Origin of the sequence: Flavobacterium sp. Root935, assembly GCF_001429295.1 — a bacterium.
In the GTDB taxonomy this organism is placed as follows: domain Bacteria; phylum Bacteroidota; class Bacteroidia; order Flavobacteriales; family Flavobacteriaceae; genus Flavobacterium.
In genome coordinates, this window is sequence record NZ_LMJL01000012.1 from 379,199 (window position 1) to 395,072 (window position 15,874).

Genomic DNA, 15,874 nt, shown 5'->3' on the forward strand with positions numbered 1-15,874 from the left:
AAACTCAAAAAACATGGAAACAATAAAACTAGAATTAGACGAGAAAAAACACGGCGCTTTTAATCTTTATTTAGAGGATAAAAAACTTGGCGAAATGACAGTAAGTCTTAAAGATGATTTGCTAACCGTTTATCATACAGGAGTTGAACCAGAAGCGGAAGGAAAAGGTTATGCAAAAAAACTACTTGAAGAAATGGTGTCATACGTGCGTGCCAATAATTTAATGGTTTTACCGCTTTGTCCTTATGTTCACGCACAATTTAAAAGACATCCAGATGAATATCAGGACATTTGGAAAAAATAACAGCCACTTAATAATTAAAAAATAAACTCATGAATTTAGAAATTATAACAGACGGAGTTCCTCTAAATGATGCTAAAAAAGCCTTGATTCTGATTCACGGCCGTGGTGCTGGTGCTCATGATATCCTTTCGATTGCAAAACATCTTAAAGTCAGCGATTTTGCATTGGTTGCACCTGAGGCAGAAAACAGAACTTGGTATCCGTATTCATTTTTAGTTCCGATTGAAGAAAACGAACCTTCTTTTTCAAAATCGTTAGAAGCCATTCATCAGGTTGTTGTTGCAATTCAGCAAAACGGAATCGAAAAAGAGAATATTTATTTCCTTGGATTTTCTCAAGGTGCCTGTCTTGCTTTGGAATTCACAGCCAGAAATGCCGCTAAATATGGCGGTGTCGTAGCTTTTACAGGAGGACTTATTGGCGATAAAGTATATGAAAATCATTATGCAGGAAATTTCGAAAATACTCCGATTTTCATCGGAACTAGCGATCCAGATTTTCATGTTCCTGTGGAAAGAGTAAATGAATCTGAAGCGCTTCTTCAAAAATTAGGCGCATCGGTAACAAAAAAAATCTACCCAAATATGGGGCACAGCATAAGTCAGGACGAAATAGACTTGGCTAACGAACTTATTTTTACAAAAAAATAATGATACAAATAACCCGTGTTTACAGCGACGCAAATGGCGAAAGTCATTTTGAAGACTTTGAAGTTCCGTTGAAAAACAATGGCGATATCGGATTTTTATCTGATGATGAACCCGTAAAATCAATTGTTTTTAGAGAAGTCAGTCCGTCTTACGATTATGATTTTCATAATGCTCCAGATCGGCAATATATTGTTTTACTGGAAGGCGGTGTAGAAATAGAAACTTCATTGGGAGAAAAAAGAACGTTTGAAACTGGTTCAATTTTATTGGTTGAAGACACAACAGGAAAAGGTCATAAAACAAAAAATATAGAACCAAAACTTCGGAAATCTATATTTATAAAACTCTAATTTAAATAGTCGAAATAAAAATTTAACTGCAAAGTTCGCAAAGCCTTAACTGATTTAGCTTTGCGAACTTTCTAATTATAACGTATTACACTATCAGATAAAAAGCTTTGCGAACTTTGCGGTTAAAAAAATTTTCTCAACAAAATTATGGCTTTGTATTTCTTAATCTAGGTTAATCGATCCAGAAGCATAACTGAAGTAAATTTGTATAAGAAAATCAATAACAATTTAATACATAAGATACCATGGAAAATAAAATTTTAGGCTTACACCATATTACTGCAATTGCAGGTGACGCCAAACGTAATTTCAACTTTTATTCTAACATATTAGGATTAAGATTCATTAAAAAAACAGTGAATTTTGACGATCCAGGAACATACCATTTTTACTTTGGTGACGAAGTAGGAAGCGCAGGAACAATCTTAACTTTTTTCCCTTGGGGAGAAGGAATTCAGCAAGGAAGAAAAGGTTCTGGAATGGCAACTGAAATTGGTTATTCTGTTCCAAAAGGAAGCCTTGATTTCTGGCAGGAACGTTTTGAAAAATACAATGTAATTTACAATAAACCAGCTGAAAAATTTGGCGAAAAGTATCTTACTTTCTTAGATCCAGATGGTTTAAAATTAGAATTAATCGAATCTAAAACAGAAGACAACAGAAAGCCTTGGGAAACTGATGAAGTAAAAGCAGATGTGGCCACAAGAGGTTTCCACAACATTACTTTGACTTTAAACAGCATAAAAGCAACCGCTGCAATTTTAACCGAAATATTTGGTTATAAATTGATTGAGCAAAATGTAAACCGTTACCGTTATGCAACAGATGCGGTAGAAAACGCAGCAATTGTTGATTTGGTAGAGTTAGAAGAAGAAAAACGCGGTCATGTAGCAAACGGATCTGTGCATCACGTAGCTTTTCGTGTTCCAAATGACGAAGTTTTAATGCACTTCCGTGAAAAAATAGAAGACTACGGATTGTCTATTACACCACAGATTGACAGAAATTATTTCCACTCTCTTTATTTCAGAGAACCAGGCGGAGTTTTGTTTGAAATCGCTACAGATAACCCTGGTTTTACTGTAGATGAAAGCTTAGAAGAATTAGGAAAAAACCTAAAACTTCCTGCACAATACGAATCTGATAGAGCGGCTATTGAAGCGCATTTGGTTCCAATTAATTAAATTAAAATCTCATATATTTTAAAAACCTGCAAATCTTTGACTTGCAGGTTTTTTGTTGGAGAATACTTTTAGTATATAATTTAAAACTCTTTCTATGGAAATGATTACTTCTTAAAGTTAAGACAACTGAATTTGAACACATAAATCCTCAATCTGAACACTTTTTAAATCCATAACTTCCTGAATTTTGCTTTATAATTAAAATCTAAAAAACATGAGCACTCAAAAAGTATGGTTTATTACCGGCGCATCAAAAGGAATGGGACTTGAAACGGTAAATGCTGTTTTAAAAAACGGTGGCAAAGTTGCTGCCACTTCCAGAAATCTACAAGAATTGATTGATAATATCGGAAATCAAACTGAAAATTTCCTGCCGCTTCAGGTTGATATTACCAATGATAAAGAAGTAAAAAATGCTATTCAAAGCACAATTGATACTTTCGGAAGGATTGATGTTGTGTTAAACAATGCTGGATATTATCTGGTGGGAAGTGTTGAAGAAATCAGCGATGAAGAATTTCGCAAAACGATAGATGTCAACCTATTGGGAACCGTAAACGTAATTCGTAACGCAATGCCTTTTCTGCGTCAGCAAGAATCAGGACATATTTTAAATATCGCATCCAATATGGGCTATATCGGATATGCAAATACTGGAAGTTATAACGCCGCAAAATTTGCCGTAATCGGACTTTCAGAAGCATTGGCTCAGGAAGTAAAACCTTTCCATATAAAAGTCACTGCAATCGCTCCAGGAATGTTCCGTACCAGTTTTATGAGCGACAGCACTTTGGCAGAAGCCAAAAATAAAATAGCCGTTTACAATGTAGAACAACATGTAAATATGCTGAAAAGTTTTGACGGAAACCAGCCCGGAGATCCAAAGAAACTTGCCAAAGTTCTGCTTGCTGTTACTGAATTGCCAAATCCGCCTGTACATCTTCCATTAGGAAATGATAGTTATGATTCGATTGTAGCTCATCGAAAAAATGAAGCGCAGGAGATGGAAACATGGAAACATCTTTCGTACTCAACTAATTTCGATTAATTCGTAAATTTGCTTCAATGAAAAAATCAGTTCCACATAAAATTAAAAGCATTTCAGAGCTGCATCAGTTATTTGCGCTTCCTAAACCAGATCATCCTCTGGTTAGTGTAATTGATTTTGCTTTACTGAGTTACAAACACAGCGATATCTGGAAACACTTTACGAATGATTTTTACTGCATTACCTTGAAAAAAGGCATCAACGGAAAATTTAAATACGGTCAGCGGGATTATGATTTTGATGAAGGAATGATGACATTGACAAAACCCGATCAGGTATTTTCGGTAACGCATACTAATGATAATCCAGTTACAGGTTTTATGCTAGTTTTTAAACCCGATCTAATCCGAAATTACCCTTTAGGAAAAACAATACACAATTATGGATTTTTTTCTTATTCAATTGCCGAAGCATTACATCTTTCTGACAAGGAAGATGTAATTATTTCTGGTCTTTTAAAACAAATGCAGGACGAACTGAAAAACAATATTGATCATTACAGTCAGGATTTAATTGTTTCGCATCTCGATTTACTGCTCAATTATATTAATAGATTTTACGGCCGCCAATTTATTACCAGAAAAACTTCAAATCCTGATTTATTGAGCAGAATAGATCAAACTTTACTGAACTATTTTGAAAATGAGAATGGAGTTTTAAAGGGAGTTCCAACAGTTCAGTATTTATCGCAGGAATTAAATATTTCATCTAATTATTTAAGTGACTTACTCCGAAGTATTACTGGCTTAAATACTCAGCAATACATTCAGAATCACATTATTGAAAAATCAAAACAGCTGCTGGCAGGATCAAATTTAAGTGTAAATGAGATTGCTTATTCATTGGGTTTCGAGTATCCGCAGTCTTTTAGTAAACTCTTCAAAAAGAAAACCAATATAACTCCCCTGCAATTCAGACAGTCATTTAATTAAAAAGAGAAAAATTGCTTTAAAATTTGGAATACACTTATTTTTATTTAATTTTGTACCGATCATTACAAAATTAAAACAATGAGAGGAAGACCAACTATTTACGAAGACGAAAATATTGTCAAGAAAGCACAAGAAATATTTTGGCAGAAAGGATATAGCGCAACCTCATTGAGTGATCTGCAAAAAGCAACTGGAGCCGGCGCAGGAAGTTTTTACAATACTTTTAAGGGAGGTAAAAAAGAGGTTTTTCAAAAAGCCATAGAAGAAAGACGACTAGCTTTTGATGCTTTTAAAACTGAACTAGACAAAAGCGAATCTCCATTAGAATTAATTAAAGACTTTTTTAGAAGTATCGCTTCCGCGGAAGAAAATGAGCATCTTAAAGGCTGTATTATTGCCAATACGGTTGTAGAAATGACTTTTATTGATGAAAATCTGGAAGCAAATGCGGTACAGATTTTAAAAGAGGTCGAACAAATGTTTACTCAGGCAATTAAAGAGGAAAAATTAAAAGGAAACTTAAAAACACAAACAGATCCCGAAATTCTGGGCAGGTATCTAATAACATTTTGGTGCGGACTTAATACACTTAGAAGAATGTACCCGGACAAAAATGTCTTAAAAAATCAAATCGAAATGCAATTAGCTGTTATCAGCTAATTTTTTTGACTATTTATGTATCGATCATTACAAAAATAAAATAAATAAAAATGAATTTAAAATTAGAAGGAAAAAGAGCTTTTATAAGCGGTTCAACACAAGGAATTGGTTTTGCAATAGCCAAACAATTATTAAATGAAAAAGCCGAAGTTATTATTAATGGAAGGCATGAAGAAAAAACAAATCTGGCAGTACAAAAATTAAAAAATGAATTTCCAGATGCTATAGTTTCAGGAATTGTCTGTGATTTTGAGAAAAAAGAGGAAATAACTGCTTTATTAAATAAATTAAACAATATTGATATTTTAATTAATAACGTTGGTATTTTCGAATTGAAAGATTTTGAAAATCTGGAAGATGAGGATTGGTATAGAATGTTTGATATTAATGTCATGAGCAGTATCAGGCTTTCTAAAAAACTTTTACCGCAAATGCTTCAGAAAAAATCAGGAAGAATCATTTTCATCAGCAGCGAATCTGGCGTGAATATTCCTGGAAATATGATTCATTACGGAATGACAAAAGCAGCAATGACCGCAGTAAGTAATGGTTTATCTAAACTAACTGCAGGTACAGAAGTAACCGTAAACACAATTTTAGGCGGCCCAACTTATTCTGATGGAGTTGCTTCAACAATTGAACATATCGCTTCTTTACAGAATATCGAGATTGAACAAATGAAAAATGCCATCGTACAACAGACCAATCCGCATTCTTTATTGCAGCGTTTTATTGATCCTTCTGAAATTGCTTCGCTGGCAGTTTATCTTTCAAGTCCGATTTCAATTGCAACAAACGGGGCATCGCTACGAGCAGATGGAGGTGTTTTAAAAACTATATGATCATTTAAAGATAATATTTTCCTAATAGCAATTAAGAAGCCGGAAAAAATTCCGGCTTCTTAAAATTGATCATTTTAAAATTATTTTTTTTCATCTACAAAAACGTACAGCTTTTGCACTTTTCCGTTTTCAATAACAAACAAATCCATTCCAGTTCCTGCTGCGGGTTTGTTTTTTGTACCAAATTGCCAATAAACACGCACTATATTATGATGTGTTTCAAATGACTTAACGGTGAATGTGAAATCTTTATTTTTTTGCTGCAGCTCTGTTACAAATTTATTGATCTCACCTGTTCCTTCTGATATAAAGTGGCGGTCTATCATTTCTATATCTGCTGCATATACTTTATTCAATAATGCAGCTCGTTTAGATTCGTTTCTTTCATTCCAGATTTCAAAATGTCCCTCAATTATCGCTTTCTTTTTTTCAAGATCAAAATCATCTGCAGCAGGTTTTTTCACTGTTGTTTTTGGTGACCATAATACTGTTTTAGGATTTGATTTTTCATACCCCTTGCCATTTGGGTACGAAACAAGTTCCATTTTAGAACCCCACGGAGTTTCAAAATAAACCCATGTTTCACCAGCCGTGTCTCCTGATGGTGTCAGGAATGGTTCGCCCAATACTTTAACACCTTTGCTTTTTAAATATTTTACTGCTGCATTGATATCTGAAGTATAAAAAGCAATATGTGAAGCTCCAATATCATCAGAATTAGGATGTGTTTTGCTTCCTTTATTATCGGCATAATAAAACACTTCGATACTGGCTCCCGTTCCGGCGTTTATCATTTTTATGGTGACGGCTCCAGTAGCCGGATTAATATGGTTGGCTTCTTTCCATCCCGCATCAAGCGGAATTGGTCCGAGTTGTGTAACTGGAGTGAACCCAAGTACATCTTGAAAAAAGGTTACTGCTTGTTTTAAGTCGGGAACGTTAATTCCAACGTGATCTATTCCTAAAATTCCTGAGTTGTTTTGCGCTGCCGCTTTTTCTGAAGTTGAGAAGAAAAAAACTAAATTTAGTAATGCAATGGCGGGAGTATGTATTTTATGAGTTGTTTTCATGATTGTATAAAGTATTTGAATTATTATTAAAATGTGATTATTCGAAAAATTAATTGCTGTATGCAGCTAACCATTTTGCTTTTATGGCAGCACGTGCTTCTATAAATTCTTTGTCGGTTCCCTGAGCGATAGCATCTAGTGGAAAACGAAGCGGATGCTCCCCTTTTTTCATATTAACCAATTCCAGAATTCCGTCGGCAATAGTTTGCGGGTTCATATCAAACTGAGCCATTTTACCAAATAATGCACCGCCCAAAGCATTGAATTTTTCTGTTGCAGCGTCTCCATATTGTTCTATGATTTCTTGTTTGTCGGCATGTATTCCTGCTTTTGAGCCGTTATTCATTTCGGTTGGATAAACTCCTGGCTGAATACTTACGTTTTCAATTCCGTAATCGGCAAGTTCATCTTGCAGTCCTTCTGTAAAACTTTCGACAACTAATTTTGAAGCGATGTACGGAATCATAAAAGGAAGTGTATGTCCGCTTGCTCCAGTTGTGATATTAATTATAAGTCCGTTTTTTTCTTTTCTCATTGAAGGAAGAACGGCCTGATAAGTACGAAGTACACTGTAAACGTTTACGTCAAACATTTTACGCATTTGATCGATTGAATATCCTTCCAGCAAACCAAAACCGCTTACTGCAGCATTATTAATAAGAACATCGATTTTTCCGTATTTGATAAGTACTTTTTCAAAAGCGCTGTTTACAGAAGCATCATCTGTAATATCGATATCTACTACTTCAATGTTTGAAAGTGCTGAAAGTTCTTTTGCAGCAGCTGCATTTTTGTCTTTTGTGTTGCGCATTCCTGCAATTACGGAATGACCTGCATTTGCTAAAGTGATAGCTGTAAGTTTACCAAATCCTGAACTTGTACCTGTAATGAAAATTGTTTTTGACATGATTTCTATTTTTAAATGTTTATAATGTTTGTTTCTTTTGAACATTACAAAGTTGCGTAGAATGCAAAACCTGGACATTGATTAGAAATAAGTAAAAACTTGATCTAGATCAAGAGTTTGGTAATTGGCATAAAAAAAGGAGCTTAAAAGCTCCTGATCCTATTCTATTGTATTATTTTTTTGCCGTTTGTTTTCGTATTCGGCTTAAGGTTTCTGGTGTCATGCCCAGATAAGAGGCAATCATGGTTTGAGGAATTCGTGATGCAAATCCCGGGTATTTCGTTATAAAATTTAGATACTTTTCTTCTGCCGTAAAACTAAGTGATGCCTGAATTCTGTTTTGTGCGGCTATAAAGCTTTTTTGTAATATGGCATTTACCATATTATTAAAGGCTGGAATTTCCCTGCAAAGCATTTCAAAATTTTCATGGGTAAACAATACGAGTTCACTGTCTTCAATGGCATCTATATTGAAACGGGACGGCTGTTGGAACATTAAACTTTCTCTATCGCCTGTCCACCAGTTCTCAATGCTGAAACTATTAATATGTTCACTTCCTTTTTCATCAACAGAATAAGTACGAAGGCAGCCTTGTGTTATAAAAGCATCATATTTCCAGATATCTCCTTCTTGAAGCAGATATTGTCTTTTACGAAGTTTTTTAATAATGGCAAAGGATTGTATATAATCTGATTCTGATTGGGTCAGTGTGGTTTTATCGTCCAGATATTTTTGGAATATTTCGTACATAGACTGTAAATTTATATAAATAGCAGATTATGCACAAAAATCTAAAGTAAAAAAATTATAAATCACGAGTCATACATAGCATCAAAGCATTAAATATATTAAATCACTTGTCACAATAAAAATAAGTTCAAAAAAAAGCCCTCTAATAATAAATTAGAGGGCTTCAAATTATTTTGTAAAGATTTAACGCCAGCCGAGCGCTGGTGCAATATGTTCTAGTATAGAAGACAATATATGTATGTTGTAATCAACGCCTAATGTATTAGGTATCGTCAGCAACAAGGTATCGGCTTCTTGAATAGCTTCGTCTTGAGCTAATTCGGCAATAAGTTTATCTGGTTCTGCAGCATAACTCTTTCCGAAGATTGCTCGCTTATCACTTTCGATATAACCAAAACTGTCTGCCGCTTTACCTTGATCTCCAAAGTAATATTTGTCCTGATCGTTGACCAATGCAAAAATAGAACGGCTTACGGAAACTCTTGGTTCGCGTTGATGTCCAGCTTTTTTCCAAGCTTCCTTATACAACCTGATTTGTTCTGCCTGCTGAATGTGAAAAGGTTTTCCATTCTCATCATACTTCAAGGTAGAACTTTGCAGGTGCATTCCATTTTCAGCCGCCCAAACAGCAGTTGCATTGGAGGCTGCTCCCCACCAGATACGCTCTCGTAATCCTTCAGAATGCGGTTCTAGACGTAATAATCCTGGCGGATTTGGAAACATTGGAGTTGGATTCGGATCTGCAAATCCTTCTCCGTTAAGTCTTTCTAAAAATTCCAAAGCTTTTTGGCGTCCCATATCGGCATCTGTTTCACCTGCTAAAGGTTCATAACCAAAAGCGCGCCATCCGTCAATAACTTGTTCTGGTGATCCTCTGCTTATTCCTAATTGTAAACGTCCTTCTGAAATCAAGTCTGCAGCACCGGCATCTTCCACCATATATAGTGGATTCTCATAGCGCATGTCTATCACTCCTGTCCCAATCTCTATCTTGCTAGTTTTAGCTCCAATGGCTGCAAGTAATGGAAAAGGTGATGCTAATTGTCGTGCAAAATGATGTACCCGAAAATAAGCGCCATCTAAACCGATTTCTTCTGCAGCAACGGCCAGATCAATAGACTGAAGTAATGTATCGCTTGCCGTACGAGCTTGATAGGAAGGATGATTGGCCCAATGACCAAACGATAAAAATCCTATTTTCTTCATAGATATCTTTACTATTAATTATAATTCCAAATATACGCATCATTATTGGAGTCGCCATTATTAAAGCCAAATAAACCAATCAAAGAATTTAGCGTTTCAATTCTAAAAATGATGCAATGCAGTTATTACTGCTGTTCATTTTTTATTTGTTGAATGCCTTGTTCATAAGTCGTAACTTGAAAATCTGGGAAACGCTTTTTAAATTTAGAATCATCAAATAAATTGTCATATTTATACCTTGGAAGCAATTCCTGTAGTTCTTTCAGTCTTTTATTGAATATCGCCCCAATCTTAAAAACAAATTCTGGTATAACTGAATATTTTAATTCCTTTCCGTAGATTTTTGAAGCCAGTGCAATAAATTGCTTATAGTTTACCTTATTGTCATCAATCGGTAAATGCCAGGTCTGTCCATAAGCATCTGGAGTATTGCCAATTAAAGCTGCTGCACGGCTTGCATCGGGTGTCCAGATTAAACTTCTTAATGTATTGTCCCTCAAAAGGACTTTCAATTTTTTATTTTGTTTGATATTATCAAAAATTAAAGTATTGGTTATGCTCTGTGTTTTTGCAGGTCCGTAAAATTCAGGTGCGCGGCAAATAACGGCGGTCAATTCGCCTGATTTTATTTCATTTAAAATCATTTCGGCCATTTCTTTTCTTACTTTTCCTTTTCTTCCAACGGGATCAAAAACAGTCTCCTCAGTTAGCAGACGATCATCTTGTGGATACATGTAAGTATTATCAAAAAAGACCAATTTTGTCTGGTTGATTTTACAAGCATCAATAACGTTTCTTACAATAAGCGAAAATTGCTTTTCCCATAAATCAGAATTCATTGGAAGACCCAAAGTAAAATAAGCTATCTCAGTATCTTTTAAAGCTTCAACTGCCTTTTCTTTGATAGTTAAATCTGCAGAAAACACTGTATCTGTGTCATTTACTTTTTTCGCATCTCGGCTAACAATTCGAATATCTGAAGTAAAATTTCTTTTTAATTCTCTTGCCAGCTCTTCTCCTATTTGTCCGCTGGCTCCTAATATGGTCTGCATAATTTTTCCTTATTAATTTAACCGTTAATTGCTTTTGCTTGTATTGCTTCCATTCAATTCCTGCATAACCACTTTTGCCATTTTTTTGGAACTAAAAGGATTTTGACCTGTAATTAAATTGCCATCAACAACTACCTTTGAAGTCATAGGAATAAAGGCTTTTGTATAATTGGAACCTCTTTCTTTTAAAGCTGCTTCAAGATTAAAGGGAACTTTCTTTTTTCGTCCCGCAAGACTTTCTTCAAACCAGTTAAATCCAGTTATCTTTTTACCTTTTATCAAATAATCTCCATTAGAAAGTTTAACATTCAAAAATCCGCTCACGCCATGACAAATCCCTGCCACTTTTTTATTGTTTTCATAATGGTTCAGAATGATGTTCTGCAAAGTGATATCGTTAGGAAAATCATACATCGTTCCGTGACCGCCGGCTAAATAAACACAATCAAACTGTTGATTGGCTATTTCGCTTAAGCTTTTGGTATGTTTTAATTTTTCCCTGAAAAGTGTATCTGACCAATATTTTTTTGAAATTTCATCTAAAACCAATGGTTTCAGACTTTCGGGATCTATTGGAGTATCTCCTCCTTTTGGACTTGCAATAGTAATGTCCAGACCCTGTTCTTTCGCCTGATCATAAATATGGGTAAGTTCACTGAGCCATAATCCAGTCGGCAGATTGCCTCCTTCGTACTTATTGGTCCCAGTTACAATAATTAATAACTTTAAAGTATTCATATAATATCGTTTTAAGTCATATAAAGTTCAGACATACCTTAAATTGATTGTAACTCAATCAATTTAATTTGTAACATAATCTCCTACTGGCAAAATTTAAGTTTATTATTGAAATCAATAAAATCAATTATAAGCTTCTCCGTCTGTTTTGCTCAATCTAGAGAATGTTATACTAGATAATATCGTAAAAATAGCCAAGGTTATAAAGGTATATTGAAAAGCATGAGTTGAATCCATTTCGAACATACCAGATTGAAACAAGGACAACACAAGACTTGCCACCGATACCCCAAAACTAACTGATAATTGCTGCATAATAACCAGCATGGTATTACCACCGCTGGCAGTGTCCTGATCCAGATCGGCAAGGGTTATGGTATTCATTGCAGACATTTGTATAGAGGTAAAAACGCCGTAAAAAACCATTAGAATAATATAATATCCAATAGGAGTATCTTTTTCTACAAAGCCCAGTACGATTAATATAATTCCGAGCATAATTGTATTACTGATTAATACAGTTCTATATCCCATAAATTTTATAATGCGAACCATAAAAGGTTTGATTGCGACATTAGCCAAAGCTGATGGTAAAAGCAAAAGACCAGATACAGAGGCTGAATACCCAAAACTTGTCTGCAACATTAAAGGCAGTAAAAGAGGCAGTCCTCCTATTCCTAATCGTGTTATCAAACTCCCTGTTAAACCTATTTTTAGCGTTCTTATATTTAGAAGACGCAGATCAATAATTGGTTTTTCTGTTCTTTTGTAATGAATGAAATAAAATACAGAAAGCAATCCTGCAAGAAATAACAAGCCCATAATAAGCATAATGTGTATGCGTCCTCTTCCTAGGAGTTCTAAAACCATAGTGACTAATATCAATGCAAGACTAAAGTAAATTAATCCTCTAAAATCAAACCTGCCCACTGCATGCTTAAAATTGGGCATAATTCGATAAGCCATTGAGATTCCGATGAGTCCGATTGGCACATTTACCAGAAATATCCAATGCCAGGAAAAATTATCAGACAGAAATCCGCCCAGACTCGGCCCCACTACCATACCGAGCAGTCCAAATATGGTGATAAAGTTCATCGTTTTTAAAAGTTCTTTCTTTGGATATTGATATAAAATGGCAAGTCGGGCTACAGGAACCATCATTGATGCGCCAATAGCCTGAACAACTCTTGAAAGATTGAAAGTCGTTAAATCAACTGATAATGCACAAAGCAGCGAACCTGTAATAAATAACCCCACAGCAATCATAAACATAGTTCGTGTTCCAAATTTATCAGCAAGCCAACCGGATAAAGGAATAAACATCGCCAGTGTAAGTGTGTAAGTTACTATCACAGAATGCATTTGTGCGGGAGAATATGCCATATCGCGTGCAATAGAAGGAAGTGATGTATTTAAAATTGTACCGTCAAGGGACTGAATAAACATTGCAACAGCTGTAACCCATGGCAGAAGATGCACAGCATTCTTCTCTTTTTGCTCTGTTTTATTTATCATATCGTAAAGGAAATCCGAATTTGAATTACACTCTGTAAGTGCAGTTTTAAGTTTTATTACAATCAAATATAAGGATAACGGTTAATTTTTATCTTTCATTTATATCATTAAATATTACAGAATTTTTAAAATTTATTTTTTCAAGTTTTGAGGCCCTGCATGTTAATTTGATAACAAATCAAATTTTTCTTGTAAATAAAATTTATAGTTATGATCTAATTTTAGAATATTAAAAATTTAAAAATTAGACAGTTATGGAAACTACAAAAAATACCAACAGCGAAGATCTTCAAAAATGTCCTTACCATGCAATGTTAAATAGTCAATGTAATGATAAAAATCCAGAAGAACATGTAAATACTGGTGATTGGGAAGACGGGCGTGATGAAGATGGCACAGATCCAAATCGTTACGAAGAAGAAGGCGGAAATAACAATTCTGGCGGAGCAGGAAGTACAGGAAGTGCCGCAACAAACAGTTAATAGATTTTAAACTTAAAAAAACAATATTATGATCACAGATGACAACAGAAATTATGATCAGAACAATCGTAATTTCACTTGGAATAATGAAAATACCACTGATCCATACCAACAAGAACGAATTGGTGATGAAGACTCACACCAAGAGCAGTTTTTAGAGGCTAATCAATCTGACAATGATTATTTGGATAATGAATTCTCGAATGCACTAGAAAGAGATGATCAAGATGATCTTGACGAAGATTTCGATGACAGCGAATTAGAGGAAGATGATTTGGAAGAAGATGATTTAGACGATGAAGACGATGATCTTGATCCTGATGATTTGGACGATGATCTTGTAGAAGATTATGACGAAAATGATCGTGAGCCTGAGCCTGAAACTTTTGCCGATGATAGTCTTAAAGTAGACTAGCAATTTAAACTTTATTAGAGTTAAAACATGCAAAACCTCACCATTTTCATAAAAACTTAAAAGCCCTTTTTTACATAAAGGGCTTTTTTTTATAAGCTATACTAATTCATACTCAAACAAATTGTATAAGAAAATTCGGGAATGCTATAAGAAAAAACGAGCATCCGAAGCTTACTTTTATTACACTGAAAATTTAAAAATTTAAAATATGGAAACTAACGCATTAACACATAAAAAAGGAAGCTCATCAAAAGGAAATGCCAATGTATCAACAATTGAGCGTATTCTTATGATTACAAGCGGATCATATCTTTTATATAAAGGTCTTTCGCAGGAAAAGAAAAGTATTGCGCAAATTACTTCGGGCGGCGCCATGCTGGCTCGTGGAATTAGCGGGTACTGCCCAATTTACAGCGCTATTGATCATATAAAAAATGACAAAGGCTCTAATGTAAACATCAGAACAGAGGTAACGATCAATAAACCGATCAGCGAAGTTTATGCTTTTTGGCGTAATTTAGAAAATCTGCCAAAATTTATGAAGCACCTAGAATCTGTTAAAACTATTAACAGCACCCAGTCTGAGTGGACAGCAAAAGGACCTGCTGGTATTGGTTCGCTGACTTGGAAAGCCGAAATCATTAAAGATCAAAAGCAAAAACTTCTAAGCTGGCAGTCTATTGAGGGCGCACCTGTAAAAAACTTTGGAAAAGTACTTTTTAAAGCTGTGGGAGACGCTACTCAAATTGAAATTACGATTTCTTACCGCGCTCCACTAGGCATTGCTGGACAAGGAGCTGCAAAACTTTTAAATCCAATATTTGAGAAACTGGTACATGATGATATCAGTGGTCTTAAAGCATATCTTGAATCATAGCATAGAGCATGAAAAAAATTAAAAAATTATTGACTGCCGGTCTATTTTGTTTTACCTGCATTGCTGAAGCACAGCAAATACAAACAGACAGGCCTAATGAAACCGAAAGTCCGGCAGTCATTACAACGCGTCATATTCAGATTGAAAGCGGATTTTCTTTTGAAAAAGAAGATGATGACAAAACATTTGAAGTTCCAAATGCTGTTTTTCGATACGGAGTTTTTAAAAATGCTGAAATCAGAATTGAAAGTGCTTTTAAAATAGACCATAAAGAGCAAGAACAGCACTCCGGAATAGAACCATTAATTGTGGGCGCAAAATATCACATCACTAATCATAAAGGATTAATTCCTGATCTTGCTTTACTAGCACGAGTAAGTATTCCGTGGCTGGCTGATAATGCCTTTCAGGAACCCAAATATAGTCCTGAAATCCGTATGCTGGCGCAGCATGAACTATCTAAATCTTCACATCTTGGTTACAATATGGGAGTAAAATGGCTGGCCGAAACTGCTCATCCAGAATACATATATACCTTATCTGCAGATCACGCGCTGACTAAAAAGATAAAACTAGTAGCAGAAGCTTATGGTTATGCAGAATCTCACCATCATGCTCAAAATACTGCCGATATTGCGGTATTATATGTCCTTCAGAAAAACATGCAGCTGGATATTATGGCTGGCTCTAACATTATGCATTCACCTCAACAAAAATTCGTAGAAATTGGATTGTCTTATAAATTATAAATCTAAAGGTTATGACAAATTTAAATAATAAAAACAACAGTTCTAGTTCCAGAACTTCTGACAAAAAATCAGCAGTAAAACCGGTATCCTTTCGTACTAATGAAAAGTTTAGCAGTGAGATCAAAAAATCTGTATTACC

General features: G+C 34.9%; 19 protein-coding genes. 12 read left to right on the forward strand and 7 right to left on the reverse strand.

Translation table 11 applies throughout. The annotated features are described in order from the left end of the window. Window positions 1-13 precede the first annotated feature (13 nt). The 8 genes from ASE40_RS16365 to ASE40_RS16400 all read left to right on the forward strand — a co-directional run bounded on the left by ASE40_RS16365 (window position 14) and on the right by ASE40_RS16400 (window position 5,970). Window positions 14-304 carry a GNAT family N-acetyltransferase gene (locus ASE40_RS16365; RefSeq protein ID WP_057119795.1) on the forward strand — a complete coding sequence of 97 codons (291 nt, stop codon included), beginning with the start codon at window positions 14-16 and terminating at the stop codon, window positions 302-304. Between the two features lie 29 nt (window positions 305-333). After that, window positions 334-954 (forward strand): alpha/beta hydrolase, encoded by a 621-nt coding sequence (locus ASE40_RS16370; RefSeq protein ID WP_057118194.1) that lies wholly within the window; start codon window positions 334-336, stop codon window positions 952-954. After that, window positions 954-1,304 carry a hypothetical protein gene (locus ASE40_RS16375; RefSeq protein ID WP_057118196.1) on the forward strand — a complete coding sequence of 117 codons (351 nt, stop codon included), beginning with the start codon at window positions 954-956 and terminating at the stop codon, window positions 1,302-1,304. Before ASE40_RS16370 ends, ASE40_RS16375 begins: the two co-directional genes overlap by 1 nt. Window positions 1,305-1,549: 245 nt before the next feature. Further along, window positions 1,550-2,488 carry a ring-cleaving dioxygenase gene (locus ASE40_RS16380; protein WP_057118198.1) on the forward strand — a complete coding sequence of 313 codons (939 nt, stop codon included), beginning with the start codon at window positions 1,550-1,552 and terminating at the stop codon, window positions 2,486-2,488. Window positions 2,489-2,702: 214 nt separating this feature from the next. Beyond that, window positions 2,703-3,536: an SDR family NAD(P)-dependent oxidoreductase gene (locus tag ASE40_RS16385; RefSeq protein ID WP_057118199.1), complete on the forward strand. Its 834-nt coding sequence runs from the start codon at window positions 2,703-2,705 to the stop codon at window positions 3,534-3,536. A gap of 17 nt (window positions 3,537-3,553) precedes the next feature. After that, on the forward strand, window positions 3,554-4,468 hold the full coding sequence (locus ASE40_RS16390) for a helix-turn-helix domain-containing protein (RefSeq protein WP_057118200.1): 915 nt from the start codon (window positions 3,554-3,556) through the stop codon (window positions 4,466-4,468). Window positions 4,469-4,546: 78 nt separating this feature from the next. Beyond that, window positions 4,547-5,128 (forward strand): TetR/AcrR family transcriptional regulator, encoded by a 582-nt coding sequence (locus tag ASE40_RS16395; RefSeq protein ID WP_057118201.1) that lies wholly within the window; start codon window positions 4,547-4,549, stop codon window positions 5,126-5,128. A gap of 50 nt (window positions 5,129-5,178) precedes the next feature. After that, on the forward strand, window positions 5,179-5,970 hold the full coding sequence (locus ASE40_RS16400) for an SDR family NAD(P)-dependent oxidoreductase (protein ID WP_057118202.1): 792 nt from the start codon (window positions 5,179-5,181) through the stop codon (window positions 5,968-5,970). Window positions 5,971-6,050: 80 nt separating this feature from the next. Here ASE40_RS16400 and ASE40_RS16405 read toward each other — a convergent pair whose 3' ends face one another. From ASE40_RS16405 to ASE40_RS16435, 7 genes are all read right to left on the reverse strand, one after another. After that, window positions 6,051-7,040, reverse strand: coding sequence for a VOC family protein (locus tag ASE40_RS16405; protein WP_057118203.1), 990 nt, complete (start codon window positions 7,038-7,040; stop codon window positions 6,051-6,053). A 49-nt stretch (window positions 7,041-7,089) separates the two neighbouring features. Beyond that, window positions 7,090-7,947 carry an SDR family oxidoreductase gene (locus ASE40_RS16410; RefSeq protein ID WP_057119797.1) on the reverse strand — a complete coding sequence of 286 codons (858 nt, stop codon included), beginning with the start codon at window positions 7,945-7,947 and terminating at the stop codon, window positions 7,090-7,092. Window positions 7,948-8,119: 172 nt separating this feature from the next. Continuing rightward, the gene (locus ASE40_RS16415; protein WP_057118204.1) at window positions 8,120-8,698 is read right to left on the reverse strand and encodes a Crp/Fnr family transcriptional regulator; all 579 of its coding nucleotides are present in this window, start codon (window positions 8,696-8,698) and stop codon (window positions 8,120-8,122) included. A 183-nt stretch (window positions 8,699-8,881) separates the two neighbouring features. Next, window positions 8,882-9,904 carry an LLM class flavin-dependent oxidoreductase gene (locus ASE40_RS16420; RefSeq protein WP_057118205.1) on the reverse strand — a complete coding sequence of 341 codons (1,023 nt, stop codon included), beginning with the start codon at window positions 9,902-9,904 and terminating at the stop codon, window positions 8,882-8,884. 125 nt (window positions 9,905-10,029) lie between these two features. Beyond that, window positions 10,030-10,956 (reverse strand): NAD-dependent epimerase/dehydratase family protein, encoded by a 927-nt coding sequence (locus tag ASE40_RS16425; RefSeq protein ID WP_057118206.1) that lies wholly within the window; start codon window positions 10,954-10,956, stop codon window positions 10,030-10,032. A gap of 24 nt (window positions 10,957-10,980) precedes the next feature. Further along, window positions 10,981-11,694 carry a type 1 glutamine amidotransferase domain-containing protein gene (locus ASE40_RS16430; RefSeq protein ID WP_057118207.1) on the reverse strand — a complete coding sequence of 238 codons (714 nt, stop codon included), beginning with the start codon at window positions 11,692-11,694 and terminating at the stop codon, window positions 10,981-10,983. 123 nt (window positions 11,695-11,817) lie between these two features. Then, window positions 11,818-13,176 carry an MFS transporter gene (locus ASE40_RS16435; protein ID WP_241774386.1) on the reverse strand — a complete coding sequence of 453 codons (1,359 nt, stop codon included), beginning with the start codon at window positions 13,174-13,176 and terminating at the stop codon, window positions 11,818-11,820. Window positions 13,177-13,466: 290 nt separating this feature from the next. On the opposite strand from ASE40_RS16435, the gene ASE40_RS16440 reads away from it, so the two are divergent. The 4 genes from ASE40_RS16440 (at window position 13,467) to ASE40_RS16455 (ending at window position 15,735) form a co-directional block, all read left to right on the forward strand. Further along, window positions 13,467-13,694 carry a hypothetical protein gene (locus ASE40_RS16440; protein ID WP_057118209.1) on the forward strand — a complete coding sequence of 76 codons (228 nt, stop codon included), beginning with the start codon at window positions 13,467-13,469 and terminating at the stop codon, window positions 13,692-13,694. Window positions 13,695-13,722: 28 nt separating this feature from the next. Then, on the forward strand, window positions 13,723-14,109 hold the full coding sequence (locus ASE40_RS22060; protein ID WP_057118210.1) for a hypothetical protein: 387 nt from the start codon (window positions 13,723-13,725) through the stop codon (window positions 14,107-14,109). A gap of 208 nt (window positions 14,110-14,317) precedes the next feature. Further along, the gene (locus ASE40_RS16450) at window positions 14,318-14,986 is read left to right on the forward strand and encodes an SRPBCC family protein (RefSeq protein WP_057118211.1); all 669 of its coding nucleotides are present in this window, start codon (window positions 14,318-14,320) and stop codon (window positions 14,984-14,986) included. Window positions 14,987-14,994: 8 nt separating this feature from the next. Next, a complete protein-coding gene (locus ASE40_RS16455; protein WP_057118212.1) occupies window positions 14,995-15,735 on the forward strand; it encodes a transporter in 741 nt (246 codons plus the stop codon). The last annotated feature ends 139 nt before the right edge of the window (window positions 15,736-15,874 follow it).

Coding starts and splice junctions, on each gene's coding strand:
- ASE40_RS16365 (WP_057119795.1), top strand. CDS start 14: ATGGAAACAATAAAACTAGAATTAGACGAGAAAAAACACGGCGCTTTT.
- ASE40_RS16370 (WP_057118194.1), top strand. CDS start 334: ATGAATTTAGAAATTATAACAGACGGAGTTCCTCTAAATGATGCTAAA.
- ASE40_RS16375 (WP_057118196.1), top strand. CDS start 954: ATGATACAAATAACCCGTGTTTACAGCGACGCAAATGGCGAAAGTCAT.
- ASE40_RS16380 (WP_057118198.1), top strand. CDS start 1,550: ATGGAAAATAAAATTTTAGGCTTACACCATATTACTGCAATTGCAGGT.
- ASE40_RS16385 (WP_057118199.1), top strand. CDS start 2,703: ATGAGCACTCAAAAAGTATGGTTTATTACCGGCGCATCAAAAGGAATG.
- ASE40_RS16390 (WP_057118200.1), top strand. CDS start 3,554: ATGAAAAAATCAGTTCCACATAAAATTAAAAGCATTTCAGAGCTGCAT.
- ASE40_RS16395 (WP_057118201.1), top strand. CDS start 4,547: ATGAGAGGAAGACCAACTATTTACGAAGACGAAAATATTGTCAAGAAA.
- ASE40_RS16400 (WP_057118202.1), top strand. CDS start 5,179: ATGAATTTAAAATTAGAAGGAAAAAGAGCTTTTATAAGCGGTTCAACA.
- ASE40_RS16405 (WP_057118203.1), bottom strand. CDS start 7,040: ATGAAAACAACTCATAAAATACATACTCCCGCCATTGCATTACTAAAT.
- ASE40_RS16410 (WP_057119797.1), bottom strand. CDS start 7,947: ATGTCAAAAACAATTTTCATTACAGGTACAAGTTCAGGATTTGGTAAA.
- ASE40_RS16415 (WP_057118204.1), bottom strand. CDS start 8,698: ATGTACGAAATATTCCAAAAATATCTGGACGATAAAACCACACTGACC.
- ASE40_RS16420 (WP_057118205.1), bottom strand. CDS start 9,904: ATGAAGAAAATAGGATTTTTATCGTTTGGTCATTGGGCCAATCATCCT.
- ASE40_RS16425 (WP_057118206.1), bottom strand. CDS start 10,956: ATGCAGACCATATTAGGAGCCAGCGGACAAATAGGAGAAGAGCTGGCA.
- ASE40_RS16430 (WP_057118207.1), bottom strand. CDS start 11,694: ATGAATACTTTAAAGTTATTAATTATTGTAACTGGGACCAATAAGTAC.
- ASE40_RS16440 (WP_057118209.1), top strand. CDS start 13,467: ATGGAAACTACAAAAAATACCAACAGCGAAGATCTTCAAAAATGTCCT.
- ASE40_RS22060 (WP_057118210.1), top strand. CDS start 13,723: ATGATCACAGATGACAACAGAAATTATGATCAGAACAATCGTAATTTC.
- ASE40_RS16450 (WP_057118211.1), top strand. CDS start 14,318: ATGGAAACTAACGCATTAACACATAAAAAAGGAAGCTCATCAAAAGGA.
- ASE40_RS16455 (WP_057118212.1), top strand. CDS start 14,995: ATGAAAAAAATTAAAAAATTATTGACTGCCGGTCTATTTTGTTTTACC.